Below are 16322 nucleotides of genomic sequence, written 5' to 3'. Positions count from 1 at the left end.
ATGCCACCGTGCTAACTGATTTTGTCCTGAACTGGAACTGAAGCTGTGGCATTGCGTGCGAAATTGACCACCGCATCGATTAGCTTGCGATCGCGCCGCCAAGGGTTTGCCAGCGCGAGCAAGGGATCATTGTGGTTCATATCGGCGAAGAACAGGGTTTCCACTTTAGCCCCAGCAGCTTTGAGGCGGCGGGACAATTCACGCGTATTGCGCGGGCGCACCAGTGTATCGCGCTCACCATGGATCAGCAATTTGGGCGGTGCGTCGGCGCGAACATGGTTGACCGGCTGAGTTGTTTCGGGCCGCGCGACGTGATTGAAGCTGGCGCGGGTCGAATCACTGTCGAACGGATAAAAGTCATAGGGCCCTGCCAGCCCGATCACACCGGCGATGGGAGGCTCGGCTGTCTCGCCATTCGCCAGCCATCGCTGGTCGAGCGCGGTCATCACCACATTGTATGCGCCGGCAGAATGCCCGGCCAGCACGATCCGCGCGGGATTGCCGCCATATTGCGCGATATTGGCACGGGTCCAGTCGACTGCGGCGGCGGTATCTTCAAGCATCGCGGGATAGACCGCTTCGGGGTGGAGCCGGTAACCCGCCAGCACCACAACAAAGCCTTCGGGCACGAAAGCGCGACCGATGAAACCGTAATCGTCGGGGCTGCCCTTGTTCCAGCTGCCGCCGTGCACGAAAAGCAGCACCGGACGCGCCTCGCCAGCCTGCCGGTTGGCCGGGCCGAACACGATCGCCTTGTGCTGCGGCGACGGGCCGAGCGCGACCTCGGCCAGCCTGGCCGTTCCGCGCTGGCCGCCGGTTATGCGGTCAATGGCGTCGACCACCGCCGGGCCGTTGCGCCAGATTGCGATTTGCATTGCTATCGCGGCCAGCGCAGCAATCGCCAGTATCCCGCCGATTGTCCAGATCATGCCGCGCCGCCTCCGCCTTGCCATGGATGCGCCCTATCGCGCGCCGAAAGCGCTGGCCAGCGGGAAGTGAACCGTAGGTGTGGCGGGGCAATCAGCCGAGCAGTTTGCGCGCGGCGCGCTCGATCAACGGCACATCCTGTTCGATTTCGCCCAGCATCACGACTTCGCCGGCTTCGGTGCGGCGGATCATCACCAGCGCGAACTCTTCGCCAGCGCTTGCGATGTCGGAAAATTCCTGCGGGGCGAGCTTACGCAGCTTCTTGGCCAGCGCGCCGCGCACTTCGCTTTCAGGCTCGATATCCTGCCCGGCCTGCTCCTTGCGCCAGCGGCGTTCGGCGCTGACCACGCCCTTCAGGCCGCCGCGTGCCTGCGCGATATAATCGGCCAGGCCGCCAGGAGCGATACCTACGCGGTGGGCATAACTCAGCACGGCCGCATATTCGGTCAGGCGCGTCTTGTCGTAATCGGCGCCAAAAACCAGCTTTACCACTGGCGTCATGGGCGCACGCGCCTGAGCTTCCAGCCCGCATTCGGCGAGCAGCTCGGCATAGTCGTCGGGTGCCTCTTGCGCCGCAACAGAGAAGTCGTAAGCCTGGCCTACCGCAAGATATAGCGCTCTACGGCCGCGGTCCTCGCAATCGCTGGCGTGCTGCGCGGCCTCACGAGCTGCGGCAAGGTAATCATACAGGCCCGCATCTTGCGACAAGTCGACGCTGAATTCGACCTCGTCTTCTTCGGCGGCGAGCTCTTCGTCGAAGCGTGCGGGTGTGTATTCTGCTTCGCTTTGCGCTGCAGCGCGGCCAAACTCTTCGCGAGCGGGCGCGACCGTTGGCGCCTCAGGTTCGTAGCCGGGTTCCTGGCCGGTATCGTAGTCGGTTTCGTAGCCGGTTTCGAGGTCGGTTTCGAAGCCGGGTTCGTCGCCTGCCTCTTCATCCTCGTCATCCTGTGCATCTGACGGCACCAGATCATCAAGATCGAGCGAGAGCGCTTTCTTGGTGGGCGTGGCGATATGATCGCTGAGCGAAGCGAAATCATAATTGGCTTCTTCCTCACCCTCTTCATCGCCGAAGTCCTCGTCATCGAGCGAGTAGTCGCCAAAGGCGATCTCGGACAAGTCGAGCGCATCCTCGTCATCGAGCGAGTAGTCGCCAAAGGCGGGCTCAGGCATGCCTTGCGCTTCCGCGTCATTGCCGATGCCGAAGGATCGGCCGAAGGATGCGCCGAAGCCGCCGATGTCACGGATATTGGATTCTTCATCCGCCACTGGTGCAGGTGTGGAAGCAGAGAGATCGCGATCCGCGCTTGGCCCGTCGGCCCAATCGGTCACCGGATCATTATCGCGTTTGACCGGCTCGTCTTCTTCGGCTTCGATTGCCTGGTCGATTTCGAGCAGCAATTCGTCGGCCTTGTCCTGGCCCGCCATCTCCTTCCAGTTGATCACGCCGTAAATGAAGTCGATCGTATCATTGTCGCTGGAATAAGGCAGCAGGATGCCGCGATAGAGGATTGTCACCGCGCGTTGGTTGACGAACTCGGCTTCGAATCCGATCGGCGCCTGGTTGGCGAGAATCTGCAGGTAATGGTCGGTTATCCGGCTCAGCAAAGAGCGGCTGGGAACGTCTGACAATCGGGCGATATGCCCGTCTGTGCCGCATTCGGCGGCCAGTTCGTCGCCCAGGAACTGGATCGCCGGGTCTTCGATCCCGGTCGAGAAGTCGAGCAGCACGCTGTAGGGGCCGAAATCAGGCAGGTTCTCCGGGTGGAGGTCTTCGATTGACGGGAAGCTGTGCTCACCCAGCATGCTCGCCCAGTGATTGTAGGCGCGCACCTGCATGCGCCGCTCGTCCTGGCCGATCGCTGCCGGGGGCAGGTCGCGGGTGCCGTCATCGTCTCCAAGATCGTAATCGTTCGAGATCTCGGTGAAGTCCGGCGCATCGAAATTGCCGCGCAAGCTGTCCATGGCCCAAAACTACTCCTGCAAGTTCAGTCAGACAGGGTTTTGACGGACCATGGTAAATTTACCGTTAAGCCCTGATAAAAAGCATACAGCCTTGCAATGGGAGCCCCAGCATCACTCCTCGCAAGGCGGGGACACGGGCTGCAATTCAGCGCCGGCTCAGAACAAATAGCGCATCCTGATGGTTAGCGACGCACCGTCCCCGTCGTAATCGAACGCGGCATCGTTAAACGATGGTGGGCCCATCTTGACCTTGGCGTCACGCGAAAAGCCAAAACCTTCCCGCGGGGCAATACCCAGCACGCGGTCGGCCTTGCCGTTGTCATTCTCGTCATGCAGCAAGGCGATCGAATAACGGCCAGGCTTAACATCGGCAAAGCGCAATTCGATCTTGCCTTCTGCAGCAGCGGCCGTCGCGCGATAGGAAGCGGGATCCTTGTCGCAATCCGGGAAGGTTTCCGGCCTGGCAGTCATGCAGGCCAGTACCGTCCCCTTCGTAACGCGCAGGCCGGTGGCCGTAACCGCGATTTCGCCAGACCGGGGCGGTGCGGCTGCGCCGATCACCATTGCCATGACCGCAAGGCTGACAGGACCGGCGCGCATCAAGCGAATTTTTCCGTCAGACCCCGGTCGGTGCGGCACAGGTGATCCCAGAAACGGAAATAGAGACCGTAATTGCATCGATATTCCTCATGGTGCCGCTCGTGATGGCTGGCGGTTATCAGCCATTTGCCCAGTTGCGAATGAACAATCCAGCGCGGAAAAAGCTCCCAGCCCATATGATTGGTGACCCCCATCACCGTCATGATCGCCAGGACCAGCGCCAACGCACCGGCGTGGATCGGTACCACGAATACCAGCGCAGGGATCACCACCGCGCCCAGCACAGCTTCGATAGGGTGGAAACTCATCGCCGTCCATGCAGTGGGCGGTTTGCTGGCATGATGCACCGCATGGGCCAGGCGAAACAGGCGCGGCCGGTGCAACCAGCGATGGGTCCAGTAGAACCAGGTGTCATGCGCGAACAGATATATCGCCAGCGATAGCGGCACGTACCACAGCGGATAGGCTGCAATGTCGGTGTAGATCACAGTCCAGCCCCGCTGTTGCCAGCCCCAGGCCACTATTCCTGCCGGCACGCCATAGATTGCCGCGGAAGCCAGTGACCAGCCGATTTCCTTGCGAATCTGCGAGCGCATCCCGGCATATTGCCCTGGGCGCAGCCTGCTGGTGATCCAGGCGAACAGCCCGCTGCTGGCGAAATAGCGCAGTGCAATGATGGCGCTCATGGCGATGGCTGAGAGGAGAAGTCCGGGCAACATGCCGGTGTTCTAGCGAGCATGGAGACGAATGGCGATGCCCCGCGCTCTGGGGGCTCCACCTATTGCGCCCCGGCCAGCCTGGCGCAGTGCGGATCGATCAATCCGGCGTGGCGCCGCAAGGCCGCCCGCGCGAGCCGTTCCAGCTCTTTCTTGCGGCGCGCTGCATTGAGTGGCTGGAGGGGGGCCGGGCGCAGGATTTCCGCATCATAGCCATCGGCCACGATCACGCCGCAGCAATCGGGACGAAAGGCCTCGATTTCGAGCGGACTGCGGTCCAGCCTAGGTGGGAGCGCCCAGAAAAACCGGTCGCAAAAGTCGAGATACTCGGGCCACTTCGCATCTCCCAGCAGATCGCTGCGCGCCACCTTTATTTCCACGATCACGATCTGCCCTTTGGAATCCACTCCCATCAGATCAGCGCGGCGGCCATTGCGCAGCGGCATTTCGGGCAGGCACCAGATATCGTTGCGCGCAAACAGGCGGCCAACACCGCGCGCGACGGCAAGGGCATCGGGCAGGGCTGCAACAAGCGAATCAGGTGTGGCTACGGCAGGGTTCGGCATAATGCCAGAATGGAACAGAGAGCGAACAGCGTCAAGCCTCAGGCGGCAACCGAAGAGGGCTCGCCTTCACTCTCATGTGCCAGGCCAATCAGCGCGGTGCGCAGGGCGTGGAACTCGCGCCACAGCGCCAGCGCGGGCGCGGTGGTGTCTTGTCCGCGGGCCTGTATCGTGCGCAAGGCGGCAAGGCCTGGTTGCAGGATCGCGTCGATATCGGCCAGGGCGTCGCGCGCCAGGGCAAGCCGGGCGCCGCCAATCTCTTCGATGCGTGAGGGAAACATTGCCAGCGTGCCATCAAGGGGTTCAGGGGCAAGCGCGGCCATTGCCCCGATTTCCTTGCCGGTTTCGTGCAGCGCGCCCCAGCGCCGGGCAAAGAGCTTCGCTTCGCTAGCTGGGGATGCTTCAATGGTGGCGGATTCCGACATGACGACTCGGATTAGCGCGGTGGGCTTGCCAATTCCCTAACAGCGCCGCCAGCCGCGTTAACTGCGCATGGTTGTGCTTGCGAGCAGCGGCGATGCTTGTAGCCTGGGGCCCGGCGCGATTTTGGCTGGCAGGCGCTGCATTGCTTTGCTAAGCGCGCCGCTCGCTTGTCGCTGACGGCGCCACGCACCCGTAGCTCAGCTGGATAGAGCGCTGCCCTCCGAAGGCAGAGGTCACAGGTTCGAATCCTGTCGGGTGCGCCATAATTTCAGTCATTTTTGACCAACCCACCCGCCAGCACTAAGCGCCCGGGCAGGCCATGGCTAGGCCATAGGGCAGTTCGCTTCTATCTACTCCTTCGAGTTAACTTAGCCGTTCGCTTTCAGTTGTGATGGTGGCACGATGGGCCGATGCACTGACCATCTGCACTTCACCCCGGCCTTACCCAAGACACGCAGCGGCAAGATCATGCGGCGCATCCTCAGGAAGATCGCGGAGAATGACTTCGGTGCATTAGGCGACACATCGACTCTTGCCGATCCGGGTGTCGTCGACAACTTGATCGAAGGGCGACAAAACCGCTAGCGCAGCTGATTCGCCGGCCGCCCGGCCCTGCGCAAGGCTTCATCCGGTCTATGCATGCGAATTCATAAACAGCCTACCGAGGCCCGGCCGGCCTTGGCAGCAGTGATGATTTCCCAAGGAAAATTGCGATCTGCCTATCGCGCATTTGTGGCAAGCACGCCACAATCAGGCACGAAATCCGAATAACCGAAGCTACGCCGCTGTTGACCGAGTGAACGTTCTCAATTATGCGAACGTTCACATAAGTCGTCACGCGCGTAATATTATTGCGTGTCTTTGGGAGGGAGTATTGGAATGACTTGGAAGCGTAAGCCCGCTTGCGTGAAGTTCATGGCGGGGGCCTCGGTTCTTGCCCTGGGTCTCACTGCGCAAACTGCGGTCGCACAGGATGCGGGCGCAGACGAGGAGGTCGCGGAAGGTGAGGAGATTGTCGTAACCGGCATCCGTGCCTCGCTGCAGCAATCGATGAACGTGAAGCGCGAGGCTATTGGTGTGGTCGACGCGATTTCGGCCGAAGACATCGGTAAGTTCCCGGACACCAACCTTGCTGAATCGCTTCAGCGTATCACCGGTGTGTCGATCGATCGCAACAGCGGTGAAGGTTCAACTGTTACCGTTCGTGGTTTTGGACCGGATTTCAACCTGGTTGTTCTGAACGGTCGTCAGATGCCGGCTTCGGGCCTTGGCAGTTGCTGCGAAGCGCCTGCATCGCGCAGCTTTGACTTTGCCAATCTGGCTTCCGAAGGCATCGCTGGGGTCGAGGTCTACAAGTCGGGTCGCGCATCTCTGCCGACCGGTGGTATCGGTTCTGTCATCAACATCAAGACTGCCAAGCCTCTGGACCGTCCGGGCCTGCAGGGCAGTATCGGCGTCAAGGGTGTGTACGACAACTCGTTCGAAGGCACCGACATCACGCCGGAAGTTTCAGGCATCATCTCGCAGACTTTTGCCGACGACAAAATCGGCATTCTCCTTAGTGGTTCATATCAGAAGCGTAAGGCGAGCCTCGCTCAATTTAACGCCGGCTGGCGTGAGGGTTATACGCCCAACACCGATGCATGGTCATGGGGTGGTCTGAAAAATGGTGACCCAAACGACTGGCGCGCTGCAAGCACTATCGAAAACGGTCCCATGGGCGACGATATCTACCAGACCACGCAGAACGCTGGTTATGACTTCACCGACATTGATCGTGAACGTATCAACGGTCAGGCCGTGCTGCAATTCGCACCGACGGACTCGCTGACGGGTAGCATCGATTTCACCTATGCTCAGAACACCATTGATGCACGTACCAGCAGCATCGGCGTTTGGTTCAACCACAATACAACGCAGAGTAGCTGGACCGACGGTCCGGTCGCTGGGCCGAACTTCTACGGTGAAACCTTCGGCGCCGGCGAAAACAAGGATCTGGCGATCACCGGCGCTGTTGCGGCCAACCGCACGATCCTGAAGTCGCTGGGTGGTAACCTTGCATGGGACAAAGGTGGCCTGCGGCTTGAGCTGGATGCGCACCGTTCGACTTCGGAAAGCAAGCCGACTTCGCCATTTGGCAGCAACATCGCTGTCGGCAGCGCCGTCTATGGCGTGGAAAGCCAGCGCGTCGATTACACGACGGATATGCCGGTGATTTCGGTCAACATGTATCCGGGTTCGGAAGTTCAGGCATCGAACATCCGCCCTGCGGGTAACGCCTTCCGTAACGCCTACATGAAGGATACCATCACTGAATTCACTTTCCGTGGCGGTTACGATTTCGATGCCTCGTTCATCGAAAGTATCGACTTCGGGGTGACCTACATCGAAAACAAGGTCCGTTCGGCCTTTGGTGTGATTCAGAATGACACCTGGGGCGGCACGCTTTCTGCAGCCGAAACGCCGGACGATCTGTATGAAATGACGAATCTTCCGAACGATCTTGCTGGCATGAGTGGTTCGAATGATCCTTCGATCATCCCGAACTACTTCAAGGTCAGCACCGAAGAACTGATCGGCCTGCTTGATACGCAGCTGGGCATTTGTTCCAATGCGCAGGTGGCAGGGACCTGCCTTGCGGCTTACACTACCGATCGCCGCATCGAGGAAAAGACGATTGCGCCGTACATCCAGTCGTCGCATGAATTTGACCTTGGCGAAGCTAGGGCAACGCTGCGGATGGGGCTGCGCTACGAAGAGACAGAGATCGATTCGTCCGCGCTCGTGCCGATCCCGACCGGTGTTGTCTGGGTTGCTGATAACGAAATGAACCTGGTGTTCGGAGGCGGTTCGGACTTCACCACGCTTAGCGGTAAGTACGATAACTGGCTTCCGGCTATCGATTTCAGCCTTGAGCCGTTGGATGATGTCGTGCTGCGCGCATCGTACAGCCACACCATCACGCGTCCGGACTACACCAGCATGCAGGGTGGCCTGACCGTCAACCAGCCGCTGCGTCCGCTTGGGGGCAGCACTGCCAGCAGCGGTAACCCCGGCCTGCTGCCGTACAAGTCGAAGAACATCGATCTGTCGGCTGAATGGTACTACGACACATCAAGCTACGTTTCGGTTGGTTTCTTCAGCAAGAACGTCAGCAACTTCATCGCCAGCGCACCAATTCAGGGTTCGTTGTTCGATCTGCCAAACCCGGCACAGGGTGCAGCGGTTGAACAGGCGCGTGCTGCTCTTGGTGGCAACCCGGGCTTCAGTGATATCCTGAACTGGCTCGATGCCAACAACCCGAGCGTTGTTCAGTACAACGGAGCAGGCGCCCCGACCGGGATTATCGGTCAGGCTGCTGATCCGGACGTGGTGTTCACTATCACTCAGCCGGCCAACAGCGACGACACTGCTAACCTCACGGGTTGGGAATTCGCAATCCAGCACAGCTTGTGGGACACCGGGCTGGGTGTGATCCTGAACTACACCGTGGTGAATTCAGACACGAGCTACGACAACACGCAGCAGTTCCTGAATCCGCAGTTTGCCGTCACCGGCGTCAGCGACAGTGCCAACGCGGTTCTGTACTACGACAAGGACGGTATCCAGGCGCGTGTTGCCTACAACTGGCGCGATGAATTCCTGTCCGGTTATGGGTTCGACCCGTTCTACGTCGAATCCTACGGTCAGTTTGACGTCAGTGCGAGCTATGAGTTCCGTGAAGGGTTCACAGTGTTCGTCGAAGGCATCAACATCCTGAACGAAGATCGTCGCGGCCATATGCGCGCTGACCAGGCTGTGTTCTTTGCAGCACCGGGCTATGCACGCTATGCTGGCGGTGTTCGCTTCAGCTTCTAACGCTCAGGGGTTGATAGACCCCGCGCTTTAAGAGAGAGTCGCTTTGCACAGGCAGGGCGACTCTCTTTTTTTGGGGCCGATCGCGCGCACGAGAATGGACATGCAAGCCAAGACAAGAAAGGTGGTTATCCTGGGCGGCGGCACTGCCGGCTGGCTATCTGCCTGCATGCTCGGCGCGCGGCGACCCGAACTTGATGTAACCCTTGTCGAGGCGCCTGACATTGCCACGATCGGAGTGGGCGAAGGCACCTGGCCGACAATGCGCAGCACCTTGGCTGCCATCGGTATTTCCGAGGTGGAATTCCTCAAGTCATGCGATGCGAGCTTCAAGCAGGGTTCGCGCTTTGATGGCTGGGTCAATGGCGAAGCTGGCGACAGCTATCTGCACCCCTTCACCCCACCTGCGCCAGGCGACATGATGCAGTTGCTTGCTGCCTGGCGCGATGTCTCACCCGAAGACACCTTTGCGCAGGCCATGACTGCACAAACCGTTTTGTGTGATCAGGATCTTGCACCTCGCCAACGGCAGATGCCCGATTATGCGGGCGCGCAAAATTACGGATATCATCTGGATGCAGGCAAATTCGCGCAACTGCTGAGCCAGCACGCGGCGCAGCATTTGGGTGTCGAACACAGGCCTGCCCATGTGACAGCGATCCAGCGCACAGCGAATGGCGATATTGCTGCGCTGGAAACTTCCACTGGCGATTTGATTGCAGGCGATCTGTTTATCGATTGCAGTGGAGCAGCAGCAGTCTTGATCGGCAAGGAGTTGGGGGTCGAGTGGATTGACCGCTCCGATGTGTCCCTCAACGACCGCGCGTTGGCGGTGCAAGTACCGACCGAACCCGGCAGCGCGATTGCCTCGCAAACTGTTGGCACCGCGCATGAAGCGGGTTGGATATGGGACATTGCCTTGCCGAAACGGCGCGGGATTGGCTGTGTCTATAGCACGCAATTCCTCGACGATGACCGCGCCGAAGCTATCCTTCGCGGTTACATCGCCGATAAGATGCCTCAAGCCGATCAATCTGGCTTGCAGCCGCGAAAGCTACAATTTTCAACGGGCTATCGTGCGCAATTCTGGCACCGCAATTGCCTCGCGATCGGCCTGTCAGCGGGTTTTATCGAGCCGCTTGAAGCATCAGCCATTGTCCTGATCGAATTGTCGCTGAATGCATTGACGGAAAACTTTCCGGCCTCACGAGCGGCAATGGACATTCACGCGAAACGGTTCAACAAGCTGTTCCACTATCGCTGGGAACGGATCGTGGATTTCCTGAAACTGCATTACGCCCTGAGCGAGCGCAGCGGACCTTATTGGCAGGCGCAGCGCGCGCCCGAAGCCATGCCCGAGCGATTGCGCGAACAGCTGGAGCTGTGGCGCGACCAACCCCCGTCAAGCTGGGATTTTCCGCAAGTTGACGAAGTGTTTTCGGCTGCCAGCCAGCAATTTGTGCTATATGGTATGGGATTTCCGGCTCCGGATACAGTTCCCGCGACACCAACAACACAGGCGCTTGTGCGGCTGCGCCAGGTGCGCGAACAGGCCCGGGCAATGAGCGCGGCCTTGCCGACAAACCGGACCTATTTTGATAGTCTTGACGCGGACAATGGTTTGTCGGCGTTGAAGGAGAAGACCGGTTAACATGAACCAGCATCGCATTCTCAGCCGTGATGAACATCGTGACTTGCGTGTCCGCAACGATTCCCATGCGGAATTGGGAGACGCGGTCATGGCCTGCATCACGACGCCATATGAATTCCGACAGGTGCAAACGTGTTACCCGATCGTTTTCAAGCGGGATAATGAAACGGGTCAATTTTCTGCCATGGCCCTGTTCGGATTTACCAATGGCGAAAACCTGTTCCTCGAAGACAATCAATGGACCGCCCGCTACAAACCGTTGGCGCAATCGATCCAGCCGTTTCTGATTGGCCGGATTGAATCCGAGGATGACGCGCAAATCCATATCGATATGGGCCATCCGCGCATTTCGAGCGATGGCGAGGGAATTCGTGTTTTCGACGAAGATGGAGCTGCGACGCCTTACCTTGAAGGTATCGCCGACAAACTCGGCCTGCTCCACGCGGGATATCAGGCCAGCCCGGCATTCTTCGAAGCGCTTGAGCGCTATGAATTGATCGAACCCTTCAAGCTCGAAGTGCCATTGGAGGATGGTTCCAAACATTCACTGGTGGGATTTCATACCATCAACGAAGACAAGCTGCGCGATCTGGGTGCGGATGAACTGGGGGACCTGCATCAGGGGGGTCATCTTATGCCGACCTTCATGGTGGTGGCATCCCTCGGCCATTTCAGCGATTTGATTGACCGCAAGAACCGCCAATTAAGCCGTGGCTGAAGCTGATCCTTCCATTTTTTCCTCCATCGAGCGAGTTGAGGAGCGCGAGGCGGTGGATCTCGCTGCTCTCGACGCGCTGATCCGCGCTGCGCACACTCCGTTTGTCGTGCGCGGAGTGGCCCGCGATTGGCCATTGGTTCAAGCAGGCAAGCGGTCTGCCCGCGAAGCGCGCGAATACATCGCGAACCATGCCCGCAACCGCCCGTTCACCGTTTCCATCGGGCAACCCGGTGGTGATGGCCGGATGTTCTATGATGACGGAATGCAGATGAATTTCCGCACGGGCACAGGCAAGCTTGCGGATATATTCAAAGGGCTGGATGACAATGAAGGTCGGCCCGATCTGCCGCCCGTGTATCTATCTTCGATCGACATGCACCAGTTCTTCGACGGGTTGCACGAAGCGAACCATATCGACCTTGGCGATCGTAATTCCTTGGCGAGCATCTGGATTGGCACGCCGACCAGGATCGCAGCACATAATGATTTTCCCGATAACCTCGCCTGTTGTGCGGTTGGAAAGCGACGCTTCACGATCTTTCCGCCCGATCAGTTCCGCAATCTATACCTTGGACCGATCGACAATACTCCGGCGGGCCGGGCGGTTAGCATGGTCGATTTCCATGAGCCCGACCTCGAAAGGTTTCCGCGCTTTGCCGATGCGCTGGAGACAGCTCTCGTGGCTGAACTCGACGCAGGAGATGCGGTGTTCATCCCGTCGATGTGGTGGCACCATGTCGAAGGGCTCGCCCCGTTCAATGTTCTGGTCAATTACTGGTGGCGGGAAACCCCGCGCTGGCTGGGTCAGCCGCAGGATGCGCTCAATCACGCGATCATGGCGATCCGCGATTTGCCTGATGCAGACAAGGCCATCTGGCGCGAACTGTTTGACCATTACGTGTTTGAAAACGATGAAAGCGTAGTCGCGCATATTCCGCAAGGAGCGCGCGGAATTCTCGATCCTCTAACCCCCGAAAGCGCCGGACGACTCCGCGCGTTCCTGACCAGGAGCATCAGCCAATGAACAGCAGCAAACCAGTCACCCGTGTTGTGGTCGCTGGCGGCGGCACAGCCGGTTGGATGACGGCAGCCGCCCTGGCCCGAACTTTGGGCAAGACAATCGAATTGACCCTGGTCGAATCCGAAGCGATCGGCACGGTTGGAGTTGGAGAGGCGACGATTCCGCCGCTGGTAGCTTATAACAGGCTACTGAATATCAACGAGGCGGAATTCATGCGCCGCACCCAGGCGACCTTCAAGCTTGGGATCGATTTTGAAAACTGGAAAGTCGATGGCGAAAAATACTTTCACTCTTTTGGCTCTACCGGCCGTGACCACTGGGCCGCGGGGTTCCTGCATTTCTGGCTCTATGGCCTGACGAAGGGGCACACGGCGAGCTATGACGATTACTGTCTGGAGTTGACAGCAGCCTATGCGGGCAAATTCGCGCAATTGCCGGACAACAAGCTCAATTACGCCTATCATCTCGATTCCGGGCTTTATGCTGCGTTTCTTCGCAGCCTCGCAGAAGCCGACGGCGCCGTGCGCGTCGAAGGCAAGATCGCAGATGTGGAACTCGACGGAGAAAGCGGCGATATCGCCGCCTTGCGGCTCGATTCAGGCCAGCGCATCGAAAGCGACCTGTTCATCGATTGCACCGGCTTTCGCGCGCTGTTGATCGAAGGTGCGCTGCACGCCGGTTTCGATGACTGGGCGCATTATCTGCCGTGCGACCGGGCGATTGCAGTACAGACCGCCAGCGTGCGCCCGCCGCTGCCCTATACCCGTTCGATCGCGCATGACGCGGGCTGGCAGTGGCGCATCCCTTTGCAGCACCGCCAAGGCAACGGGATCGTCTATTGCAGCCGTTATCTGAGCGATGAGGATGCGGCCGAGCGCCTGCTTTCCTCGGTCGAGGGCGAGCAGCTGACGAAGCCCAATTTCATCCGCTTCACCACCGGTGCGCGGCGCAAGCAATGGTATCGCAACTGTGTTGCCGTGGGGCTTTCCGGTGGGTTCATGGAACCGCTTGAATCGACCAGTATCCATCTGATTCAGCGAGCAGTGCTTCGCATCATCCGGATGCTGCCCGCTGGCAAGGTAAGCCAGCACGATATTGATGAATTCAACGATCAGCAATTGACCGACATGGTGCAGATCCGCGACTTCCTGATCCTGCATTACAAGGCGACGGAACGCGCAGATTCCCCGTTCTGGCGGCAATGTCGCGATATGGACATTCCCGACACGCTCCAGCACAAGATGGACCTGTTCAAGGCCACCGGGCGCGTGTTCCGCAAGAATGAGGAACTGTTTGTCGAAAACAGCTGGACGCAGGTCATGATGGGGCAGGGGATTGCTCCGCAAAGTTATCATCCCATCGCAGAGAAGCTGTCGGATCAGGAATTGAATGCCTTGCTCACCAACCTGCGGGAATTGGTAGAAAAAACGGTGGCAGGCATGCCCGCCCACCACGAATATGTGACGCAATTCTGCGGCACCAAAGAGGAAAAGGCGGCATAAGACGCAATTAGGCCCCAGCCTGCGGCACGGAGGGATTGCAGCAGGCAATAGAGGGGAATTCGGGATCGAATAGGGGGTAGGCGGGAATGGCTAGACGGCGGCAGGCTGTCACGATCAGGCACGTGGCCGACGATGCAGGGGTTTCCCTGCAGACGGTCAGCCGCGTAATCAACAATGAACCCAATGTTCGCCCGGCGATGAAGCAGCGGGTGCAGGCCTCGATCGACAAGCTCGGTTATGTTCCCTCGATCGCGGCGCAGCGCATGAGTGGTTCGCGCTCATACCTCATTCTTGCGCTCAACGATCGGGAAAAGACGATCGCCGAATGGCGCGCACGCAGCGGCACGGACTGGGTTGATCAGATGCTGCTGGGCGGGATGCTAACCTGCGCCGAGCATGGCTATCGCATGATGGTCGAACTGGTCGACACGCATAATGACCATGTCGAGCGCGAACTCAGCGCTGCGATTGCCGCGCTCCAGCCCGATGGTGTGATCCTGACACCGCCGCACTCGGAAAACCCGCTCATCACAGGTTTGCTCGCCGCGCGCAAAATCCCTTTCGCCCAGATCGGATCGCTCGAGCCTGGTCCCGGCATCCGCCTGACCATGGATGATGAGCATTCGGCGGTGATGGCGACCGAGCATCTTATCGCACTGGGCCACCGCCGCATCGGGCTGATTGCAGGGCCTGCAGAATACAGCCTTAGCGAATGGCGCATCACCGGTTGGTGCAAGGCAATGGAGGCGGGCGGGCTCGCCACCGACGGCCTGTGTCAGCGCGGCGATTTCGGCTATGAATCCGGGCTTGCCGCAGCACGATCCCTGCTTACCCTGCCCGATTCACCGTCAGCGATCATTGCCAGCAATGACCAGATGGCGCTTGCGACGCTGGAGGTGGCGCGCGAAATGCAGCTTGATGTCCCGGCGCAGCTTTCGCTGATCAGTTTCGACAACACGCCGATCGTGCGCTTTACCGATCCGCCATTGACCGCTGTCGACCAGCCGATCGCGGCCACCATTGCGCAAGCGGTCGAGCTGTTGATCAAGGCGCCGCGCGAGCCTTTGCCCGAAGCGCCGATCACTGTCGAAGGGAGCCTGGTCGAGCGTGGATCGACTGCACCGCCGTCGGGCGGTAATGACTGCTGACACCGCCCAACCGGCGCGCCAGCCGCTGTGGTTTCTGCTGCTTCTGGCGTTGGCGGCGGCCGGGGGTGCAGTGGCCTATGTGCCCTTTCTCACCGTACTGCTTCCGGTGCGGATTGCCGAGCTGACCGGCAGCGATGATGTGGCCGCGCTGTCCTATGCCACCTTTGCCGGTGCGATAGTCGCAAGTCTGGCCAATATCGGTTTTGGCTGGCTCAGCGATCGCAGTGGAGGCCGTCCGGCCTGGATCGCGGCTGGCCTGCTGCTGTCGAGCGGATTGCTGATCGCCGTGGAGCAGGCGGCCTCGTTGACCCAGCTGATCATGGTGATCATGGCCTGGCAGCTGGGGCTGAACATGATGCTGGGACCGCTTGCGGCATGGGCTGGCGATTGTGTGCCCGACGGGCAAAAGGGCCTGCTGGGCGGATTGTTTGCCTTCGCCCCGGCGTTGGGGGCGCTGGCAGGCGCGGTGGTGACGATACCAGGGCTGGCCGACAACGCTACCCGGCTGGCCATCGTGGCGCTGCTGGTGGCGGCCATGGTGGCGCCTGTCCTGCTGCTGGGCCGCGGCCGCGAGTTGCCGCAGCTGATGCAGCCGCATCTACCCACGGCAGAGCCTCGCCGGGAAGCGTGGCAGACCCGATCGACCGTTCTGAGGATGTGGTTTGCGAGGCTGCTGGTGCAGATTGCCGAAGCCGCGCTGTTTGCATTCCTGCTGTTCTGGCTGCGCTCGATCGCGCCGGGCTTTGGCGAGAATGACGCTGCACGGATTTTCAGCATCGTCCTGGCAATTGCAGTGCCGCTGGCGCTGGCCGCGGGCCGCTGGTCCGACCGCACTCAGCGCCCCATTCTGCCTCTGGCTATCTCGGCAGCGATTTCGTCTTGCGGTCTGATGTTGATGGCGCTCGCCGGGGACGCGAATGTGGCGATTGCGGGTTATGTCCTGTTCGGGGTGGCCTCTGTGCTGTTTCTGTCGCTCCATTCGGGCCAGACCTTGCGCGTGCTGCCGCGTCCGGGAAACCGCGGGCGGGATCTGGGCCTGTTCAACCTGACCAACACGGTGCCCTCGTTGATTATCCCGTGGCTCACGCTTTCGCTGGTGCCTGTGTTCGGCTTCAGCGGGCTGTTTTGGGTGCTGGCGGCACTATGCGCACTGGCAAGCACGCTGCTTCTGGCCATTTCCCGCCGGATTTAAGCCCTTGCAATTTGGATTCCCCCGTGCCAATCGAGTAAGTTGAG

The 16322-nt window shown here is 59.8% G+C and carries 14 protein-coding genes and 1 tRNA gene; 9 read left to right on the top strand and 6 right to left on the bottom strand.

Annotated elements, in window-relative coordinates:
• Positions 1-11: 11 nt before the first annotated feature.
• The 6 genes from ACX3VQ_RS06455 to ACX3VQ_RS06430 form a co-directional block, all read right to left on the bottom strand.
• Positions 12-929 carry an alpha/beta hydrolase gene (locus ACX3VQ_RS06455; RefSeq protein WP_462580072.1) on the bottom strand — a complete coding sequence of 306 codons (918 nt, stop codon included), beginning with the start codon at positions 927-929 and terminating at the stop codon, positions 12-14.
• Between the two features lie 91 nt (positions 930-1020).
• The gene (locus ACX3VQ_RS06450; protein ID WP_462580071.1) at positions 1021-2889 is read right to left on the bottom strand and encodes a PAS domain-containing protein; all 1869 of its coding nucleotides are present in this window, start codon (positions 2887-2889) and stop codon (positions 1021-1023) included.
• A gap of 156 nt (positions 2890-3045) precedes the next feature.
• Complete coding sequence (locus tag ACX3VQ_RS06445) at positions 3046-3489, bottom strand: DUF2141 domain-containing protein (protein ID WP_462580070.1); 444 nt, start codon at positions 3487-3489, stop codon at positions 3046-3048.
• Entirely contained in the window at positions 3489-4208 is a 720-nt protein-coding gene (locus ACX3VQ_RS06440) for a sterol desaturase family protein (protein WP_462580069.1), read from the bottom strand. Before ACX3VQ_RS06440 ends, ACX3VQ_RS06445 begins: the two co-directional genes overlap by 1 nt.
• 59 nt (positions 4209-4267) lie before the next feature.
• Positions 4268-4771, bottom strand: a complete 504-nt coding sequence (locus tag ACX3VQ_RS06435; protein ID WP_462580068.1) for an MmcB family DNA repair protein — start codon at positions 4769-4771, stop codon at positions 4268-4270.
• Between the two features lie 38 nt (positions 4772-4809).
• Positions 4810-5193, bottom strand: coding sequence for a hypothetical protein (locus tag ACX3VQ_RS06430; RefSeq protein WP_462570921.1), 384 nt, complete (start codon positions 5191-5193; stop codon positions 4810-4812).
• Positions 5194-5377: 184 nt separating this feature from the next.
• Between ACX3VQ_RS06430 and ACX3VQ_RS06425 the strand changes: the two genes are divergently transcribed.
• From ACX3VQ_RS06425 to ACX3VQ_RS06385, 9 genes are all read left to right on the top strand, one after another.
• Positions 5378-5454: transfer RNA gene (locus tag ACX3VQ_RS06425), tRNA-Arg, on the top strand.
• 139 nt (positions 5455-5593) lie between these two features.
• Entirely contained in the window at positions 5594-5776 is a 183-nt protein-coding gene (locus ACX3VQ_RS06420; protein ID WP_462572595.1) for a hypothetical protein, read from the top strand.
• Positions 5777-6070: 294 nt separating this feature from the next.
• Complete coding sequence (locus ACX3VQ_RS06415; protein WP_462580066.1) at positions 6071-9049, top strand: TonB-dependent receptor; 2979 nt, start codon at positions 6071-6073, stop codon at positions 9047-9049.
• 100 nt (positions 9050-9149) lie between these two features.
• Entirely contained in the window at positions 9150-10697 is a 1548-nt protein-coding gene (locus ACX3VQ_RS06410) for a tryptophan halogenase family protein (RefSeq protein WP_462580065.1), read from the top strand.
• 1 nt (position 10698) lies between these two features.
• On the top strand, positions 10699-11415 hold the full coding sequence (locus ACX3VQ_RS06405) for a SapC family protein (RefSeq protein WP_462570924.1): 717 nt from the start codon (positions 10699-10701) through the stop codon (positions 11413-11415).
• Positions 11408-12439: a cupin-like domain-containing protein gene (locus tag ACX3VQ_RS06400; RefSeq protein ID WP_462570925.1), complete on the top strand. Its 1032-nt coding sequence runs from the start codon at positions 11408-11410 to the stop codon at positions 12437-12439. Before ACX3VQ_RS06405 ends, ACX3VQ_RS06400 begins: the two co-directional genes overlap by 8 nt.
• Positions 12436-13938 (top strand): tryptophan halogenase family protein, encoded by a 1503-nt coding sequence (locus tag ACX3VQ_RS06395; protein ID WP_462570926.1) that lies wholly within the window; start codon positions 12436-12438, stop codon positions 13936-13938. Before ACX3VQ_RS06400 ends, ACX3VQ_RS06395 begins: the two co-directional genes overlap by 4 nt.
• An 86-nt stretch (positions 13939-14024) precedes the next feature.
• Positions 14025-15086, top strand: a complete 1062-nt coding sequence (locus tag ACX3VQ_RS06390; protein ID WP_462580064.1) for a LacI family DNA-binding transcriptional regulator — start codon at positions 14025-14027, stop codon at positions 15084-15086.
• On the top strand, positions 15076-16278 hold the full coding sequence (locus ACX3VQ_RS06385) for an MFS transporter (RefSeq protein WP_462570928.1): 1203 nt from the start codon (positions 15076-15078) through the stop codon (positions 16276-16278). Before ACX3VQ_RS06390 ends, ACX3VQ_RS06385 begins: the two co-directional genes overlap by 11 nt.
• Positions 16279-16322: the final 44 nt, after the last annotated feature.

Source organism: Altererythrobacter chaiwopuensis (assembly GCF_054957735.1).
Note: the sequence above shows the minus strand (reverse complement) of the source record. Positions and strands in the feature narration are given on the sequence as shown.